Source organism: Enterobacter sp. ECC-019, assembly GCF_043974075.1.
Lineage (GTDB): Bacteria > Pseudomonadota > Gammaproteobacteria > Enterobacterales > Enterobacteriaceae > Enterobacter > Enterobacter asburiae_D.
On the sequence record NZ_CP143759.1, the window covers coordinates 2,220,536 to 2,238,762 of the forward strand.

At 53.7% G+C, this 18,227-nt stretch carries 14 protein-coding genes; 10 read left to right on the forward strand and 4 right to left on the reverse strand.

The annotated features are described in order from the left end of the window. Nucleotides 1–81 precede the first annotated feature (81 nt). The 8 genes from lolA to V1566_RS10420 all read left to right on the forward strand — a co-directional run bounded on the left by lolA (nucleotide 82) and on the right by V1566_RS10420 (nucleotide 9,651). Nucleotides 82–696 carry an outer membrane lipoprotein chaperone LolA gene (gene lolA / locus V1566_RS10385; protein WP_023310983.1) on the forward strand — a complete coding sequence of 205 codons (615 nt, stop codon included), beginning with the start codon at nucleotides 82–84 and terminating at the stop codon, nucleotides 694–696. A gap of 9 nt (nucleotides 697–705) precedes the next feature. Further along, on the forward strand, nucleotides 706–2,049 hold the full coding sequence (gene rarA, locus V1566_RS10390) for a replication-associated recombination protein RarA (protein WP_395305803.1): 1,344 nt from the start codon (nucleotides 706–708) through the stop codon (nucleotides 2,047–2,049). Between the two features lie 92 nt (nucleotides 2,050–2,141). Next, a complete protein-coding gene (serS, locus tag V1566_RS10395; RefSeq protein ID WP_395305804.1) occupies nucleotides 2,142–3,434 on the forward strand; it encodes a serine--tRNA ligase in 1,293 nt (430 codons plus the stop codon). A 211-nt stretch (nucleotides 3,435–3,645) separates the two neighbouring features. After that, nucleotides 3,646–6,090, forward strand: a complete 2,445-nt coding sequence (gene dmsA, locus V1566_RS10400) for a dimethylsulfoxide reductase subunit A (protein WP_395305805.1) — start codon at nucleotides 3,646–3,648, stop codon at nucleotides 6,088–6,090. 10 nt (nucleotides 6,091–6,100) lie between these two features. Beyond that, nucleotides 6,101–6,718 (forward strand): DMSO/selenate family reductase complex B subunit, encoded by a 618-nt coding sequence (locus tag V1566_RS10405; RefSeq protein WP_021240882.1) that lies wholly within the window; start codon nucleotides 6,101–6,103, stop codon nucleotides 6,716–6,718. A 1-nt stretch (nucleotide 6,719) separates the two neighbouring features. Further along, complete coding sequence (locus V1566_RS10410) at nucleotides 6,720–7,583, forward strand: dimethyl sulfoxide reductase anchor subunit family protein (protein ID WP_395305806.1); 864 nt, start codon at nucleotides 6,720–6,722, stop codon at nucleotides 7,581–7,583. A 274-nt stretch (nucleotides 7,584–7,857) separates the two neighbouring features. Continuing rightward, a complete protein-coding gene (locus V1566_RS10415; protein WP_023335120.1) occupies nucleotides 7,858–9,006 on the forward strand; it encodes an MFS transporter in 1,149 nt (382 codons plus the stop codon). Nucleotides 9,007–9,129: 123 nt separating this feature from the next. After that, entirely contained in the window at nucleotides 9,130–9,651 is a 522-nt protein-coding gene (locus V1566_RS10420) for an anti-virulence regulator CigR family protein (RefSeq protein ID WP_395305807.1), read from the forward strand. A gap of 35 nt (nucleotides 9,652–9,686) precedes the next feature. Here V1566_RS10420 and pflA read toward each other — a convergent pair whose 3' ends face one another. The 4 genes from pflA to ycaO all read right to left on the reverse strand — a co-directional run bounded on the left by pflA (nucleotide 9,687) and on the right by ycaO (nucleotide 16,136). Beyond that, nucleotides 9,687–10,427 carry a pyruvate formate lyase 1-activating protein gene (gene pflA / locus V1566_RS10425; protein WP_395305808.1) on the reverse strand — a complete coding sequence of 247 codons (741 nt, stop codon included), beginning with the start codon at nucleotides 10,425–10,427 and terminating at the stop codon, nucleotides 9,687–9,689. Between the two features lie 350 nt (nucleotides 10,428–10,777). After that, nucleotides 10,778–13,060, reverse strand: coding sequence for a formate C-acetyltransferase (pflB, locus tag V1566_RS10430; RefSeq protein WP_211446639.1), 2,283 nt, complete (start codon nucleotides 13,058–13,060; stop codon nucleotides 10,778–10,780). 51 nt (nucleotides 13,061–13,111) lie between these two features. Further along, nucleotides 13,112–13,969 (reverse strand): formate transporter FocA, encoded by an 858-nt coding sequence (gene focA / locus V1566_RS10435; RefSeq protein WP_008499974.1) that lies wholly within the window; start codon nucleotides 13,967–13,969, stop codon nucleotides 13,112–13,114. 406 nt (nucleotides 13,970–14,375) lie between these two features. Next, nucleotides 14,376–16,136: a 30S ribosomal protein S12 methylthiotransferase accessory factor YcaO gene (gene ycaO / locus V1566_RS10440; protein ID WP_395305809.1), complete on the reverse strand. Its 1,761-nt coding sequence runs from the start codon at nucleotides 16,134–16,136 to the stop codon at nucleotides 14,376–14,378. 127 nt (nucleotides 16,137–16,263) lie between these two features. Between ycaO and V1566_RS10445 the strand changes: the two genes are divergently transcribed. Both V1566_RS10445 and serC read left to right on the forward strand, forming a co-directional pair. After that, complete coding sequence (locus V1566_RS10445) at nucleotides 16,264–16,956, forward strand: DUF421 domain-containing protein (protein ID WP_023310994.1); 693 nt, start codon at nucleotides 16,264–16,266, stop codon at nucleotides 16,954–16,956. 162 nt (nucleotides 16,957–17,118) lie between these two features. Then, the gene (serC, locus tag V1566_RS10450; protein ID WP_395305810.1) at nucleotides 17,119–18,207 is read left to right on the forward strand and encodes a 3-phosphoserine/phosphohydroxythreonine transaminase; all 1,089 of its coding nucleotides are present in this window, start codon (nucleotides 17,119–17,121) and stop codon (nucleotides 18,205–18,207) included. The last annotated feature ends 20 nt before the right edge of the window (nucleotides 18,208–18,227 follow it).

Below are 18,227 nucleotides of genomic sequence, written 5' to 3' on the forward strand. Positions count from 1 at the left end.
TCTTCTGTCGCCTGCCTTCGGGCAGGTCCAGAATAGAAGACGGAAACCCCATACCGGGAAGACGTATTTTAAGGAATAACAATGAAAAAAATCGCCATCGCCTGTGCATTACTCACCAGTTTTGTCGCCAGCAGCGTCTGGGCTGATGCAGCCAGCGACCTTAAAAGCCGACTGGATAAAGTAAGCAGCTTCCACGCCAGCTTCACGCAAAAAGTGACTGACGGCAGCGGCAACGCGGTACAGGAAGGCCAGGGAGATTTGTGGGTGAAACGCCCAAATCTGTTCAACTGGCACATGACCCAGCCGGATGAGAGCATCCTGGTGTCTGACGGCAAAACCTTGTGGTTCTTCAACCCGTTCGTTGAGCAGGCAACGGCGACCTGGCTGAAAGATGCCACCAGCAATACGCCGTTTATGCTGATTGCCCGTAACCAGTCCAGCGACTGGCAGCAGTACAATATTAAGCAGACGGGTGACGAGTTTGTCCTGACGCCGAAAGGCAGCAACGGTAACCTGAAGCAGTTCACCATTAACGTAAGCACCAACGGTACCATTAATCAGTTTGGCGCGGTTGAGCAGGACGATCAGCGCAGTAGCTACCAGCTCAAGTCTCAGCAGAACGGCGCCGTTGATGCATCGAAATTCACCTTTACCCCGCCGCAGGGCGTAACGGTGGACGACCAACGCAATAAGTAAGAGGCATGAGTGGGCAATCTGTCGCTCGATTTTTCAGATAATGCGTTTCAACCTCTGGCCGCTCGTATGCGGCCAGAAAATTTAGCGCAGTACATCGGCCAGCAACACCTGCTGGCTGCCGGTAAGCCATTGCCGCGCGCCATTGAGGCCGGGCATCTTCACTCTATGATCCTCTGGGGACCTCCTGGCACCGGCAAGACCACGCTTGCAGAAGTGATCGCCCGCTATGCTAACGCAGACGTCGAACGCATCTCGGCGGTCACCTCCGGCGTGAAAGAGATCCGTGAGGCGATCGAGCGCGCCCGGCAGAACCGCAATGCCGGGCGGCGCACCATCCTCTTCGTGGATGAAGTCCACCGCTTCAATAAGAGCCAGCAGGATGCCTTCCTGCCGCATATTGAAGACGGCACGATCTTCTTCATCGGCGCGACCACCGAAAACCCGTCGTTTGAACTGAACTCGGCACTGCTGTCCCGCGCGCGCGTTTACCTGCTCAAATCGCTGACCACCGAGGATATCGAAAAGGTTCTCACCCAGGCGATGGACGACAAAGCGCGCGGCTACGGCGGTCAGGATATCGTTCTGCCTGACAACACGCGTCGTGCGATTGCCGAGCTGGTCAACGGCGATGCGCGTCGGGCGCTGAACACGCTGGAAATGATGGCCGATATGGCCGAAGTCGACGATGCCGGGAAGCGGGTGCTGAAGCAGGAGTTGCTCACCGAAATTGCCGGTGAACGCAGCGCGCGTTTCGATAACAAAGGCGACCGTTTTTACGACCTGATCTCGGCGCTGCATAAGTCCGTGCGTGGCAGCGCGCCGGATGCGGCGCTTTACTGGTACGCGCGCATTATCACAGCAGGCGGCGATCCGTTATATGTCGCGCGTCGCTGCCTGGCGATTGCGTCAGAAGATGTCGGCAATGCCGATCCTCGCGCCATGCAGGTCGCGCTTTCGGCCTGGGACTGCTTCACCCGCGTTGGACCCGCGGAAGGCGAACGTGCGATTGCGCAGGCGATTGTTTATCTGGCCTGCGCGCCGAAAAGCAATGCGGTTTATACCGCCTTCAAAGCGGCGATGTCCGACGCGCGCGAACGCCCGGACTACGATGTGCCGGTTCATCTGCGTAACGCGCCGACCAAGCTGATGAAAGAGATGGGTTACGGGCAGGAGTATCGCTACGCTCACGACGAACCCAATGCCTACGCTGCCGGGGAGGAATATTTCCCGCAGGAGATGGCACAAACGCGCTATTATCACCCCACAAACAGAGGTCTTGAAGGCAAGATTGGTGAAAAGCTCACCTGGCTCGCCGGACAGGATCAAAATAGCCCTATAAAACGCTACCGTTAGTTCAATCGTTGCGGTAATGTTGGCAATGTATCCTTGTGGCCGCAGGCTGTGGTCACATTTTCCTATTTTAATTCGATAAGCACAGGATAAGCATGCTCGATCCCAATCTGCTGCGTAATGAGCCAGACGCAGTCGCTGAAAAACTGGCACGCCGGGGCTTTAAGCTGGATGTAGATAAGCTGCGCGCTCTTGAAGAGCGTCGTAAAGTTCTGCAGGTACAAACTGAAAATCTGCAGGCAGAGCGTAACTCTCGATCGAAGTCCATCGGCCAGGTGAAAGCGCGCGGGGAAGATATTGAGCCATTACGCCTGGAAGTGAACAAACTGGGTGAAGAACTGGATCAGGCGAAAGCTGAGCTGGACGTTCTTCAGGCCGAGATTCGTGATATTGCCCTGGCTATCCCGAATATTCCTGACGACAGCGTACCTGTCGGCAAAGATGAAAACGACAACGTTGAAGTGAAACGCTGGGGTACGCCTCGTGAGTTTGACTTCGAAGTACGCGATCACGTAACGCTGGGCGAAATGCACGCGGGCCTGGACTTTGCGGCAGCGGTTAAGCTGACCGGCTCTCGCTTCGTGGTGATGAAAGGCCAGATCGCCCATCTGCACCGCGCGCTGGCGCAGTTCATGCTGGATCTGCACACCGAGCAGCATGGCTACAGCGAAACCTACGTGCCGTATCTGGTCAACCACGATACGCTGTACGGTACGGGCCAGCTGCCGAAATTTGCCGGCGATCTGTTCCATACCCGTCCGCTGGACGAGGAAGCCGACAGCAGCAACTACGCGCTGATCCCAACCGCTGAAGTGCCGCTGACTAACCTCGTGCGTGATGAGATCATCGATGAAGACGACCTGCCAATTAAGCTGACTGCACACTCTCCGTGCTTCCGTTCTGAAGCAGGATCTTATGGTCGCGACACGCGCGGTCTGATCCGTATGCACCAGTTCGACAAAGTTGAGATGGTGCAGATCGTCCGTCCTGAAGAGTCCATGGACGCGCTGGAAGAGATGACCGGCCACGCTGAGAAAGTGCTGGAGCTGCTGGGTCTGCCGTACCGTCGTATGGCCCTGTGTACCGGTGATATGGGCTTTGGCGCCTGCAAGACTTTCGATCTGGAAGTGTGGGTGCCTGCGCAGAACACCTACCGTGAGATCTCCTCCTGCTCCAACGTCTGGGATTTCCAGGCGCGCCGCATGCAGGCTCGCTGCCGCAGCAAATCTGACAAGAAAACCCGTCTGGTGCATACCCTGAACGGTTCTGGTCTGGCTGTGGGTCGTACGCTGGTTGCCGTGCTGGAAAACTACCAGCAGGCAGACGGTCGTATTGAGATCCCTGAAGTGCTGCGTCCATACATGAAAGGCCTGCAGTACATTGGCTGATAATATGTCTTAAAACAAAAAAGCGCCTCAGGGTGCTTTTTTTATGCCTTTGATTTGATACGAAGCAATAACCTCTCCCTCTAAAGTAGTAATACTCCTCCGAATGAAAGTCAGCATAAAAAACTGATAACGAAGAAATTCGTTATATACAAAATTACATAGCGGTATGCGCCGCCTCTCTTTTCTTTGTGAGCAACCAAAGTGAGTCTCTATGAAAATCAACGCGCCTGAAGCATTAATGGCTGCCGAGGTCACTCGCCGTGGGTTGATGAAAACCACGGCAATTGGCGGCCTGGCCGTAGCCAGTAGTGCCTTCACGCTCCCTTTCACCCGACTGGCGTCGGCGGCAGATGCACTGTCCCCGGCCACCACGCCGGAAAAAGTGGTGTGGAGTGCCTGTACCGTAAACTGCGGCAGCCGTTGTCCTCTGCGTATGCATGTGGTGGATGGTGAAATTAAATATGTCGAAACCGACAATACCGGGGAAGATAACTACGAAGGGTTACATCAGGTTCGTGCCTGTCTTCGTGGCCGCTCCATGCGTCGTCGCGTCTATAACCCGGATCGACTGAAATATCCTATGAAGCGCGTCGGTAAGCGTGGGGAAGGAAAGTTCGAGCGCATTAGCTGGGACGAAGCCTACGATATTATCGCCACCAATATGCAGCGCCTTATCAAAGAGTACGGCAACGAATCCATCTATCTGAACTACGGCACCGGGACGCTCGGCGGCACGCTGACCCGCTCCTGGCCGCCGGGAAAAACGCTGGTGGCGCGCCTGATGAACTGCTGCGGCGGTTACCTCAACCACTACGGCGACTACTCTTCCGCGCAAATCGCTGCTGGCCTTAACTATACCTACGGCGGCTGGGCGGACGGCAACAGCCCGTCTGATATCGAAAACAGTAAGCTGGTCGTCCTGTTCGGTAACAACCCGGGCGAAACCCGCATGAGCGGCGGCGGGGTAACCTACTACCTCGAACAGGCCCGCGCCAAATCTAATGCTCGCATGATCATCATCGATCCGCGCTACACCGACACCGGTGCTGGACGTGAAGACGAGTGGATCCCAATCCGTCCGGGTACCGATGGAGCATTGGTTTCAGCGCTGGCATGGGTGATGATCACCGAAAACTTCGTCGATCAGCCTTTCCTGGATAAATACTGCGTCGGCTATGACGAGAAAACCCTGCCAGCCAGCGCGCCTGCTAACGGGCATTACAAAGCCTACATTCTCGGTCAGGGCAGCGATGGCGTGGCGAAAACACCCGAGTGGGCGTCCACCATCACCGGTATTCCGGCGGAGCGTATCGTTCAGCTAGCGCGTGAGATTGGCTCAGCCAAACCGGCCTATATTAGCCAGGGCTGGGGACCGCAGCGTCATGCGAACGGCGAAATTGCGACCCGTGCCATCTCCATGCTCTCCATTCTGACCGGCAACGTGGGTATTCACGGCGGTAACACCGGCGCGCGTGAAGGCTCATATGAAGTGCCGTTTGAACGTATGCCGACGCTGGATAACCCGGTTCAGACCAGCATCTCCATGTTTATGTGGACCGATGCGATTGAACGTGGCCCGGAAATGACCGCTCTGCGCGACGGTGTGCGTGGCAAGGACAAGCTGGACGTGCCGATCAAGATGATCTGGAACTATGCCGGTAACTGTCTCATCAACCAGCACTCTGAAATCAACCGCACCCATGAAATCCTGCAGGATGACAAGAAGTGCGAGATGATTGTGGTGATCGACTGCCACATGACATCGTCGGCGAAATATGCCGATATTTTGCTGCCAGACTGTACCGCGTCAGAGCAGATGGATTTCGCGCTGGACGCCTCCTGCGGCAACATGTCCTACGTGATCTTTACCGATCAGGCCATTAAACCGCGCTTCGAGTGCAAAACCATCTATGAGATGACCTCTGAGCTGGCGAAACGTCTTGGCGTTGAGCAGCAGTTTACCGAGGGGCGTACTCAGGAAGGGTGGATGCGCCATCTGCATGAACTCTCCCGTAAGGCGATCCCTGACCTGCCGGATTTCGATACCTTCCGCAAGCAGGGTATGTACAAACAGCGCGATCCGGAAGGGCACCACGTGGCGTACAAAGCGTTCCGTGAAGACCCGCAGTTGAACCCGCTGACTACCCCGTCGGGCAAAATCGAAATCTACTCCGAAGAGCTGGCAAAAATCGCGTCGACCTGGGAGCTGCCGGAAGGGGACGTTATCGATCCGCTGCCGATCTACACGCCAGGTTTCGAAAACTACAACGATCCGCTGACGGCGAAATTCCCGCTGCAGCTGACCGGTTTCCACTACAAAGCGCGCGTCCACTCCACCTACGGTAACGTCGACGTACTGAAAGCCGCCTGCCGTCAGGAGATGTGGATCAACCCGATGGATGCCAAAGCACGCGGCATCAGCAATGGCGATCGCGTGCGTATCTTCAACGGTCGCGGCGAGGTGCACATTGAAGCCAAAGTGACGCCACGCATGATGCCAGGCGTGGTGGCGCTGGGGGAAGGGGCCTGGTACAGCCCTGATGCCAACCGCATCGACCAGGCGGGCAGTATTAACGTGCTGACCACGCAGCGTCCGTCGCCGCTGGCGAAGGGCAACCCATCCCACACAAACCTTGTCCAGGTTGAAAAGGTTTAAGGAGTAGCCGATGACAACCCAGTATGGATTTTTTATTGATTCCAGCCGTTGCACCGGGTGCAAAACCTGCGAGCTGGCCTGTAAAGATTACAAAGACCTGACTCCTGACGTCAGCTTCCGCCGCATCTACGAATACGCCGGGGGCGACTGGCAGGAAGATAACGGCGTCTGGCATCAGAACGTCTTTGCGTATTACCTGTCGATTGCCTGTAACCACTGTGAAGATCCGGCCTGTACTAAGGTCTGCCCGAGCGGGGCGATGCACAAGCGTGAAGACGGTTTTGTGGTGGTGGATGAAGATGTTTGCATCGGCTGTCGGTACTGCCACATGGCGTGCCCGTACGGCGCGCCGCAGTACAACGCCGCCAAAGGTCATATGACGAAATGCGACGGTTGCCACACCCGCGTGGCGGATGGCAAAAAGCCGATTTGCGTCGAGTCCTGTCCGCTGCGCGCGCTGGACTTCGGCCCGATTGAAGAACTGCGTCAAAAACACGGTCAGCTTGCTGCCGTTGCGCCGCTGCCGTCTGCGCACTTCACGAAGCCGAGTATTGTGATTAAACCTAACGCCAACAGCCGTCCTACAGGTGACACCACCGGCTACCTGGCAAATCCGAAGGAGGTGTGAGATGGGAAGTGGATGGCATGAATGGCCGCTGATGATCTTCACGGTCTTTGGTCAGTGCGTGGCGGGCGGTTTCATTGTACTCGCGCTGGCGCTGTTAAAAGGGAACCTCAATGCCGAACAGCAGCAGCGTCTGGTGTTGAGCATGTTTGGCCTGTGGGTTCTGATGGGAATTGGCTTTATCGCCTCCACGCTGCACCTGGGTTCGCCGATGCGCGCGTTTAACTCTCTGAACCGCGTGGGCGCATCGTCCCTCAGTAACGAGATTGCCAGCGGGGCAATTTTCTTTGCCGTCGGTGGGCTGGGCTGGCTGCTGGCCGCGATAAAGAAATTGCCTGTAGGTCTGCGCAGCCTGTGGCTGATCGTGACGATGGTTCTGGGCGTGGTGTTCGTGTGGATGATGGTGCGCGTCTATAACACCATCGATACCGTTCCAACCTGGTACAGCGTCTGGACGCCAATGAGCTTCTTCCTGACGATGTTTATCGGCGGGCCACTGCTGGGCTACCTGCTGCTGCGCGTGGCGGGCGTAGACGGGTGGGCAATGCGTTTGCTGCCCGCTGTTTCGCTGCTGGCGCTGGTGGTGAGTGCGATGGTCGCCCTGATGCAGGGGGCCGAACTGGCAACCATTCACAGCTCTATCCAGCAGGCTTCTGCCCTGGTGCCGGATTACGGTTCTCTGATGGCCTGGCGCATCGTTCTGCTGGTCGCGGCGTTGGTATTCTGGATCGCGCCTCAGCTCAAAGGTTATCAGCCCGCGCTGCCGCTGCTGTCACTGGCCTTTGTGCTGGTACTGGCAGGCGAACTGATTGGCCGCGGCGTGTTCTACGGGTTGCATATGACCGTTGGTATGGCTATCGCCAGCTAGCGTTGTATTTCGTTATATCAAGCCGGGCCTGAGTGCCCGGCTTTTTCTTTTTTCGATCATGAAATTTTTCGACTGTCGTTTTGTTTTAATTTCGCCCATTAATAAATAAAACAGATACATAATTAATATCTATAGCAGGCGTGGCATTAGCAGGATAAGTTTTTTAAATCGACAGGGAACATATTGTGCGAGGCGGCTAAATCAGTGGATTGACTTTGTTTTTGCCAGTGGCATGATGCGCACGAAATCTGAACTTCCTCACGGTTTTTAATCCATGACCACCTATACCCGGCCAGTGCTTCTGTTGCTCTGTGGCCTGCTTCTGTTGACCCTGGCGATCGCAGTGTTAAATACGCTCGTCCCGCTGTGGCTTGCCCATGAAAACTTACCGACCTGGCAGGTGGGTATGGTCAGCTCGTCCTTTTTTACCGGCAACCTGCTGGGTACGCTGGTGACCGGGAGCCTGATTAAGCGCTTTGGCTTTAATCGCAGCTATTATCTGGCTTCGCTGATTTTCGCCGCCGGGTGTGCCGGGCTGGGCCTGATGGTCGGCTTCTGGAGCTGGATGGCATGGCGCTTTATCGCTGGTGTAGGCTGCGCGATGATTTGGGTGGTGGTTGAAAGTGCGCTGATGTGCAGCGGCACCTCCCGCAACCGTGGACGCCTGCTGGCGGCCTATATGATGGTTTACTATGTGGGTACCGTGCTGGGTCAACTGATGGTCAGCAAGCTGCCAACCGACCTGATGAGCGTTCTGCCGTGGGTAACGGGCATGGTGCTGGCCGCAATCCTGCCGCTGCTCTTCACGCGCATTGTGAACCAGAACAGCGAGCATCAGGAAGCGACCCACGTCTGGCCAATGCTCAGACTCCGTCAGGCGCGTCTGGGCGTTAACGGCTGCATTATCTCGGGGATTGTACTGGGCTCGCTCTATGGCCTGATGCCACTCTATCTGAATCATCAGGGCGTCAGCGATTCCGGAATCGGCTTCTGGATGGCGGTCATGGTGAGTGCGGGGATCGTCGGGCAGTGGCCGATTGGCCGTCTGGCTGACCGCTTCGGCCGTCTGCTGGTGCTGCGCGTTCAGGTCTTCGTGGTCATCATGGGGTGCCTTGCCATGCTCAGCAACGCTGCGATGGCGCCTGCGCTATTTATTCTCGGAGCCGCCGGCTTTACGCTCTATCCGGTCGCGATGGCCTGGGCCTGTGAGAAAGTTGAACATCACCAGCTTGTGGCAATGAACCAGGCGCTGTTACTGAGCTATACCATCGGCAGTTTATTAGGGCCGACGTTTACCGCGATGCTGATGCAGAATTACTCTGATAATTTATTGTTTATCATGATCGCCAGCGTATCGTTTATTTATCTCTTAATGCTGCTGCGCAAAGTGGGCGAACACCCAACGCCTGTGGCTCATGCCTGATTAATTAAAAGCCTGTCGACGACAGGCTTTTTTGTCCCTGTCACAACTAAGAGTTTTACTTATTGTTTGTTTATTGCGTCAGACGATAATTGATGTGAGTCCTACCACTATAAGGCAGCAATCATGTCTATTCGTCGTTTTTCCACTACCGCACTTGCCGTAGTGTTGTCTTTAACGTTTGCAACGGCTCCGGTCATGGCTAATCCTGGAAACGGGAATGGTGGTGGTCACGGAAACGGTGGCGGACAGGGTAATGGCGGCAGTCATGGTAACGGGAATTCTGGTAACCATGGCAATAAACAAAATAACGGTCAGGATAACCCTGGAAAATCGGATAAGAGTTTTAAAAGCAGTAAGGATGTCGGTAACGATGTCGACGCTCGCGTGAGCTTCGATCATGCCCGCCATCTGGCGCTGAATTATGGCTTAACGGGCTATGACTCTCTGCCTCCAGGTATCGCGAAAAACCTGGCGCGCGGTAAGCCGTTGCCTCCGGGCATTGCGAAGAAAACCGTGCCGGCTTCTATGCTGGGTCAGCTTCCTTCCTATCCAGGCTATGAGTGGCGGGTAGTGGGTGACGACCTGGTCTTAATTGCGCTCAGTACAGCCATTGTGACGTCCGTTATTAACGGCGTCTTTAAATAGAATATAAAAAAGCCCGGTTTTCACCGGGCTTTTCTTTAATACATCACCTTGTGGCCGTACTGCTCAAGAATGCCTTTGACGCGTTCCATCGTCTCTTTTTTCGGCGGCTTCACGCCATCGAGTTTGTACTCTTCGCCCATTGCCACCCATTTATGTTTACCCAGCTCGTGATAGGGCAGAAGCTCGATTTTCTCGACGTTGCCCATATCGCGGGTAAATTCCCCGAGGCGATGTGCGGAGTCATCATCATCTGACCAGCCAGGCACAACCACGTAGCGGATCCAGGTTTTGATGCCTTTATCGGCAATGTATTTGGCAAATTCCAGCGTGCGGTGGTTTGAGACGCCAACGAGGTTCTGGTGGATCTCATCGTTCATCTGTTTGAGATCGAGCATGACCAGATCGGTCACTTCGAGCAGTTCATCAATAACCGGATCGTAGCGGCGTACAAAGCCATTGGTGTCGAGACAGGTATGGATGCCTTCCTGGCGGCAGGCACGGAACCAGTCGCGGACAAATTCAGCCTGAAGAATGGCTTCACCACCAGATGCGGTGACGCCGCCGCCGGACGCGTTCATAAAGTGGCGGTAGGTCACCACCTCTTTCATCAATTCTTCAACGGTTACTTCTTTACCGCCGTGCGTATCCCAGGTGTCACGGTTATGGCAGTACAGGCAGCGCATCAGGCAACCCTGGAAAAAGGTGATAAAGCGGATGCCCGGGCCATCGACGGTGCCACAGGATTCAAAGGAGTGAATGCGACCAATAATTGACATTGCGGTGATATCTCCAGCATCGGCCCGTCCGGGGCCTGTGTATGCACAGCTCAAAGCCGGCTGTGTTACGAGCCATCCCATTAGGCTATTTTACTTGCCATTTTGAACCTGGGCAGTGCTCACAATCCTCACGTACTTTGTGTACGCTCCGGTTGCTGCGCGCTGTCCGTGTTCAAACTGGCTACGACAATTACGCCTAATGGGATAGGCTCTTAGTCTGTTTTGGCTGTTATCCATTAAGTATAGATAGCGGACAAAAGAGACTATGGTGGAGAGGGTGCTAAAAAGGCCCCACTGACGTGGAGCCTTTTATTGTACGCTTTTTAACGCGTGATTTCAGTCAATTCCAGTTAGATGGACTGAGTGAAAGTACGGGTGATAACGTCCTGCTGCTGTTCTTTAGTCAGGGAGTTAAAACGTACTGCGTAGCCAGATACGCGGATAGTCAGCTGAGGATATTTCTCAGGATGTTCCATCGCGTCGAGCAGCATTTCACGGTTCATTACGTTCACGTTCAGGTGCTGACCACCTTCGATGGACGCTTCGTGGTGGAAGTAACCATCCATCAGACCCGCGAGGTTAGTTTTACGCACTTCGTCATCTTTACCCAGCGCGTTTGGCACGATAGAGAAGGTATAAGAGATACCATCTTTCGCGTAAGCAAACGGCAGTTTAGCAACGGAGGTCAGAGAGGCAACAGCACCTTTCTGGTCACGACCGTGCATTGGGTTAGCACCTGGGCCGAATGGCGCGCCAGCACGACGACCGTCTGGGGTGTTACCGGTTTTCTTACCATACACAACGTTAGAGGTGATGGTCAGAACAGACTGAGTCGGGATAGCATTACGGTAAGTAGTCAGTTTCTGAATTTTCTTCATGAAACGTTCTACCAGGTCAACCGCCATGTCATCAACGCGAGAGTCGTTGTTACCAAACTGCGGATATTCACCTTCGATTTCGAAGTCTACAGCCAGGCCGTCTTCGTCACGAATTGGTTTAACTTTCGCATATTTGATTGCAGACAGGGAGTCAGCAGCAACGGACAGGCCAGCGATACCACATGCCATGGTGCGAACGACGTCACGGTCGTGCAGCGCCATCAGAGAGGCTTCGTAGCTGTACTTGTCGTGCATGTAGTGGATAACGTTCAGTGCAGTGACGTACTGTTTAGCCAGCCAGTCCATGAAGTGATCCATACGCTCCATCACTTCGTCGAAGTTCAGAACGTCGCCTTTGATCGGCTCAGACTTAGGACCAACCTGCATTTTCAGTTTTTCATCAACGCCGCCGTTGATTGCGTACAGCATGGTTTTCGCCAGGTTTGCACGCGCACCGAAGAACTGCATTTGTTTACCAACAACCATTGGGCTTACGCAGCAAGCGATAGCATAATCGTCGTTGTTGAAGTCCGGACGCATCAGGTCATCGTTCTCGTACTGCAGAGAAGAGGTATCGATAGACACTTTAGCGGCGAATTTCTTGAAGTTCAGAGGCAGTTTTTCAGACCACAGAACGGTGATGTTCGGCTCCGGAGAAGGACCCATGGTGTACAGGGTATTCAGGAAGCGGAAGCTGTTTTTGGTTACCAGAGTACGGCCGTCAACGCCCATACCACCGATGGATTCTGTTGCCCAGATTGGGTCACCAGAGAACAGCTCATCGTATTCAGGGGTACGCAGGAAGCGAACCATACGCAGTTTCATGACCAGGTGGTCAATCATTTCCTGAGCGTCTTGCTCGGTGATTTTGCCTGCTTTGATATCACGTTCAATGTACGCATCCAGGAAGGTGGATACGCGACCGAAGGACATTGCTGCACCGTTCTGAGACTTAACCGCGGCCAGGTAGCCGAAGTAGGTCCACTGGATAGCTTCCTGAGCGTTGGTCGCAGGACCAGAGATATCGCAGCCATATTTAGCCGCCATCTCTTTGATCTGACCCAGTGCGCGGTGCTGTTCAGCGATTTCTTCACGCAGACGGATAGTCGCTTCCAGGTTTACGCCGTTTTCCAGGTCAGACTGCAGGGAAACGAACTGTGCGTATTTGTCTTTCAGCAGGAAGTCGATACCGTACAGCGCAACGCGACGGTAGTCACCAATGATACGGCCACGGCCATACGCATCTGGCAGACCGGTCAGAACGCCAGATTTACGGCAGTTCAGAATGTCTTTGGTGTAAACATCGAATACACCCTGGTTGTGGGTTTTGCGGTATTCGGTGAAGATTTTTTTCAGCATTGGGTCCAGCTCGCGGTTATACGCTTTGCAGGAACCTTCAACCATTTTAATACCACCGAACGGGATGATTGCGCGTTTCAGTGGTGCTTCAGTCTGCAGACCAACGATTTTCTCAAGGGCTTTGTTGATGTAGCCAGCATCGTGAGAAGTGATGGTGGAAGCAACGGAGGTGTCAAAATCAACTGGCGCGTGAGTGCGGTTTTCCAGTTTAACGCCTTCCATTACGCTGTCCCACAGCTTGGTGGTCGCGTCAGTTGCGCCAGCCAGGAAGGATTCGTCACCTTCATACGGGGTATAGTTTTTCTGAATGAAGTCACGTACGTTTACTTCATTCTGCCAGTCACCTTTCGCAAAACCTTCCCAGGCTGTGGCTAACTTTTCATTAAGCTCGGACATGTAACACCTACCTTCTTAAGTGGATTTTTTATTTACTGCCTGAGAAAACCATCAATGATGATCGTCGCCACGCAGGTAAATGACCCAGTATGTCAACCCAACTAACAGACCCCCACCGATAATGTTCCCGATAGTGACAGGGATCAGGTTATCAGTAATGAAATTCATAATAGTCAGGTGAGAAAAACTTTCCGGGGATGAACCAACCGCGGTCCAGAACTCCGGGCTCGCAAAGTCGCGGATGACTATGCCCATTGGGATCATGAACATATTCGCGATACTGTGCTCAAAGCCGCTGGCAACAAACATCGCAACCGGCAGAACCATAATTAAGGCTTTGTCCATCAGGCTACGACCCGAGTAGCTCATCCATACAGCCAGGCAGACCATCAGGTTAGCGAGGATGCCGAGAGCAACGGCTTCGATAAATGTGTGGTGCATTTTGTGGTCGGCGGTTTGCAGGACGTTAAGGCCCCAGCCACCGTTGGCGGTCATGTATTCGCCAGAAAGCCACATCAACAAAACAAAGAGCAGACAGCCAACCAGGTTACCCACGTAGACGTTAAGCCAGTTACGTGCCAGTTGACCCCAGGTAATTCTTCCGCTGGCTTTCGCCACAACAATCAGTACCGTTGAGGTGAAGAGGTCGGCACCGCAGATGACGCAGAGAATCAGACCCAGTGAGAAGCAAATGCCGCCAATCAGTTTGGCCATGCCGAAAGGCATTCCGGCAGTACCGGTGGTGGCGGTGATGTAGAAGACGAAAGCGATAGAGATGAACACACCGGCCGTGATCGCCAGATAGAACGTCTTCATCGGGTGTTTCGTTGCTTTATAGACACCCGCTTCTTCGGCAACTTTCGCCATCGCAGCAGGGAGTAAAAGATCAAAAGGGTTGTCAGCTTTCACACTAACTCTCTCTTTATTAAGTCGGCGACGAGATACTAACAAAGCATTATAGAAGAGAAATTGATATAGATCATATCTCGCCTGGCTTATAGGCCCGCAGTGTGTATGGTTTTACGACAAATGCGGAGTAAGTATTTGATTATCCGTATAAAAATAAATTTTAAAAGTTATGAAAAGAGTTGAATTTTTTCGTTCAGCCACCTCTGAGACAGTTAATTAATATGGAGTATTTACCATAAAAAGTAACAGCAAAGCCCAGGTAAATATTATTATTTTTACCCATATTTAACTTTATTATTACAATCAATAATCATTGCCGAAGAAAATAAAAAACGGGGCAATGAAATTGCCCCGTAATATAGCCCAGACGATTGAATACGCCTACTGCTGGTAATGTTATGTGCGCTTATTTTGACCAGTAAGCGGCTTTTGCTGTCTGCAGCTTTTCATAGGCTTTCAGCAGCGACTGGTGCGCCGGGAAGGCTTTCAGATCGCTATCGACAGCCTGCAGGCCATAGAACGGCGCTTCGCCGCTCAGGGCCGCGCTGGCTGCTTCAACGGCTTCAGCACCGTACATACGCACGAAAGCGTTCAGGTATTGCAGCGGCTCGCGATCGTCTTCCTGTGCCAGCAGCAACAGGGTTTGCAGGCAGCGGTAATAATTAGTGCGTTCGGCAGAGAAGACAGACTGGTTGAATTCCATGGTCCACTCGGTCCAGGCCAGGGCCTGATCCAAATCGCCTCCCGCCAGGGCCAGCATCGCTTTCAGCTCACCGATACGCAGGGTATACCAGCCGTTGTCTTTACCGGTCGCCAGACCCAGCAGTTCGCGTACGCGGGTGAAATCATCGTGGCCTTCTTCGTCCAACTGGGCGATCAGGTTCAGATAATCTTCTTTCTCCCACTCGCTGCCCGGCAGAGCCAGCAGCGTTTCGCGCAGGTGCGCGCCCATGCTGTTATTCGCCAGCCACAGATCTTCAGCCGGGTAGATGTCGGACATGCCCGGAACAATAATGCGGCACGCGTAGACGCCAAGGTGTTCGTAGTCGGCAATATAAACTTCCTGATCTTCCGCGTTGAAGATCGCCATCAGCGTGGCGAACTCTTCTTCCGTGGTACCGGCAAAGCTCCAGTCCACGAACGAATAGTCGGCATCCTGCTTAAACATATCCCAGGAAATTAAACCGCTGGAGTCGATGAAGTGGGTTTCAAGGTTGGTATGCTCGGCTACTTCTTCATCGTCAAACGTTGGCGGGGTGAAGACGTCGAGATCTTTCAGGCTACGGCCCTGCAGCAGCTCGGTCACGGTACGCTCCAGCGCCACGCCGAAGTCAGGGTGCGCGCCGAAGGAGGCGAAGCAGGTGCCGTTGGCCGGGTTAAACAGCACCACGCAGATAACCGGGTACTTGCCACCCAGCGAGCCGTCATAGGCAAAGATTGGGAAACCTTCTGCTTCCAGCTTAGCGATGGATTCCACCACGCCCGGATAGCGCGCCAGCACGTCTGCCGGAATTTCAGGCAGGCTGATGGATTCGGCGATGATGCGGTTTTTGATGTGACGCTCAAAGACTTCAGACAGACCCTGCACGCGCGCTTCATTGCGGGTGTTACCGGCGGACATACCGTTGGACACATACAGGTTGCCAACGATGTTCATCGGAATATAAACGGTCTGTTCGTCAGACTGACGGGTAAACGGCAGGGCGCAGATACCGCGATCTTCGTTACCGGACTGCAGATCGATCAGCATGCTGGCGGTCAGTTCGCTGTCTGGATCGTAGAAGGCACGCAGGCGCGCGTCGAGAATACCTTCCGGCAGTTCGTCATCTTCAGGCAGCGGGAACCATTTTTCATTTGGATAGTGAACGAACGGGCCGTTAGCGATGGTCTCACCCAGCCAGAAGTCAGCGAAGAAATAGTTGGTGGACAGACGCTCAAAATACTCACCCAGCGCAGAGGCCAGTGCCGCTTTTTTTGTCGCGCCTTTACCGTTGGTAAAGCACAGGGCACAGTCTTTATCGCGAATATGCACGGACCAGACATGAGGCACCGGATTGAGCCAGGAGGCTTCTTCGATGTTAAAACCCAGGTCGGTCAGTTTCTGCTGGAAGCGAGCGATGGAATCTTCCAGAGCGGCGTCTTTGCCGGGGATAAACGTTTGAGTCATGGCGTTCACTTTTATCGTACGTAAAGCGCGCAATGATACGGGTTTTGCGTGACGGGTGCTATCTTCGGCGAAAATAAAAGGCTGGGCTATGCTTAGTGGCAGTAACTGACTGTTAAGGCATAGAAAAATGAAAGCATTTGATCTCCAGCGGATGGCGTTTGATAAAGTTCCTCCAGAATTTCTGGGCGAAGTGGCGCTGCGCAGCCTGTATACCTTCGTACTCGTCTTCCTGTTTCTTAAAATCACCGGCCGTCGCGGCGTGCGGCAGATGTCGCTCTTTGAGGTGTTGATCATCCTGACGCTGGGGTCAGCGGCGGGAGACGTCGCCTTTTATGACGATGTGCCGATGGTGCCGGTATTTATCGTTTTTGTCTCACTGGCGCTACTTTACCGTCTTGTCATGTGGCTGATGTCGAAAAGCGAAAAGCTGGAAGACCTGCTTGAAGGGAAGCCGGTCGTTATCGTCGAGGACGGACAGCTGGCCTGGGAAAATGTACAAAGCGCCAATATGACCGAGTTTGAGTTCTTTATGGAGCTACGCCTGAACAGCGTTGAACAGCTCGGGCAGGTGCGTCTGGCGATCATGGAAACCAACGGGCAGATCAGCGTTTATTACTATTCTGACGACGAGGTGAAGCCGGGACTGTGTATCCTGCCGGATATGCTCATTGAGCGTTTCAGAACGGTACCTGAATCAGGTGAGTATGCTTGCGTTAGATGTAGCCATGTTGTCGCGATGCAGCCAGGGGATCGTCAATTATGCCCCCGCTGTGCAAATCCGGAATGGACGAAGGTTAGCCGGGCCAAACGCATCACCTGACAGCCATTTTGTCGGTTTTGTCTTAGCGAGGCGGCAGATTGTTTTGTGTGACGCGGGGCACATTTCATGGGTCATAAGTTTTAGACATTGCGGCGCGTGTCACTGAATGATAAAACCGATATCCACAGTTATAACTTATGGCTTTTAGCGTGGTGAGGGGAAATGGCTCAAGTCTTTAATTTCAGTTCAGGTCCGGCAATGTTACCGGCAGACGTGCTTAAACAGGCTCAACAGGAACTTTGTGACTGGAACGGTCTCGGTACGTCGGTGATGGAAATCAGCCACCGTGGTAAAGAGTTTATTCAGGTGGCGGAAGAGGCAGAAAAGGATTTTCGCGATCTGCTGAATATTCCCTCGAACTACAAAGTATTGTTCTGTCACGGCGGTGGACGCGGTCAGTTTGCGGGCATCCCACTCAATCTGCTGGGTGACAAAACCACCGCTGATTACGTCGATGCGGGCTACTGGGCGGCCAGTGCGGTAAAAGAAGCGCACAAATACTGTACGCCGAATGTTATCGATGCCAAAGTGACCGTTGACGGTCTGCGTGCCGTAACGCCGATGAGTGAGTGGAAACTTTCCCGTGATGCTGCTTATCTGCACTACTGTCCGAACGAAACCATCGACGGCATCGCTATCCACGAAGAGCCAAACTTTGGTGATAACGTGGTGGTTACCGCGGATCTCTCTTCGACCATCCTTTCCACACCGCTGGATGTCAGCCGTTATGGTGTGATTTACGCTGGCGCACAGAAAAATATCGGCCCTGCTGGCCTGACGATTGTTATCGTACGTGAAGACCTGCTGGGTAAAGCGCATAAATCCTGCCCGTCGATTCTCGATTACACCGTGCTGAACGATAACGACTCTATGTTCAACACCCCACCAACCTTTGCCTGGTATCTCTCTGGCCTGGTCTTCAAATGGCTGAAGCAAAACGGCGGCGTGGCGCAGATGGACAAGGTGAATCAGCAGAAAGCTGAACTGCTGTATGGCGTGATCGACAAGAGCGATTTCTACCGCAACGATGTGGCGAACGCTAACCGTTCCCGCATGAACGTGCCGTTCCAGCTGGCGGACAGCAACCTGGACAAAGTGTTCCTGGAAGAGTCCTTCGCGGCAGGTCTGCATGCGCTCAAAGGTCACCGTGTCGTTGGTGGCATGCGTGCCTCTATCTATAACGCGATGCCGCTGGAAGGCGTTAAAGCCCTGACGGATTTCATGATCGACTTCGAACGTCGTCACGGTTAATTTGCTGTTTTTCACCCCCG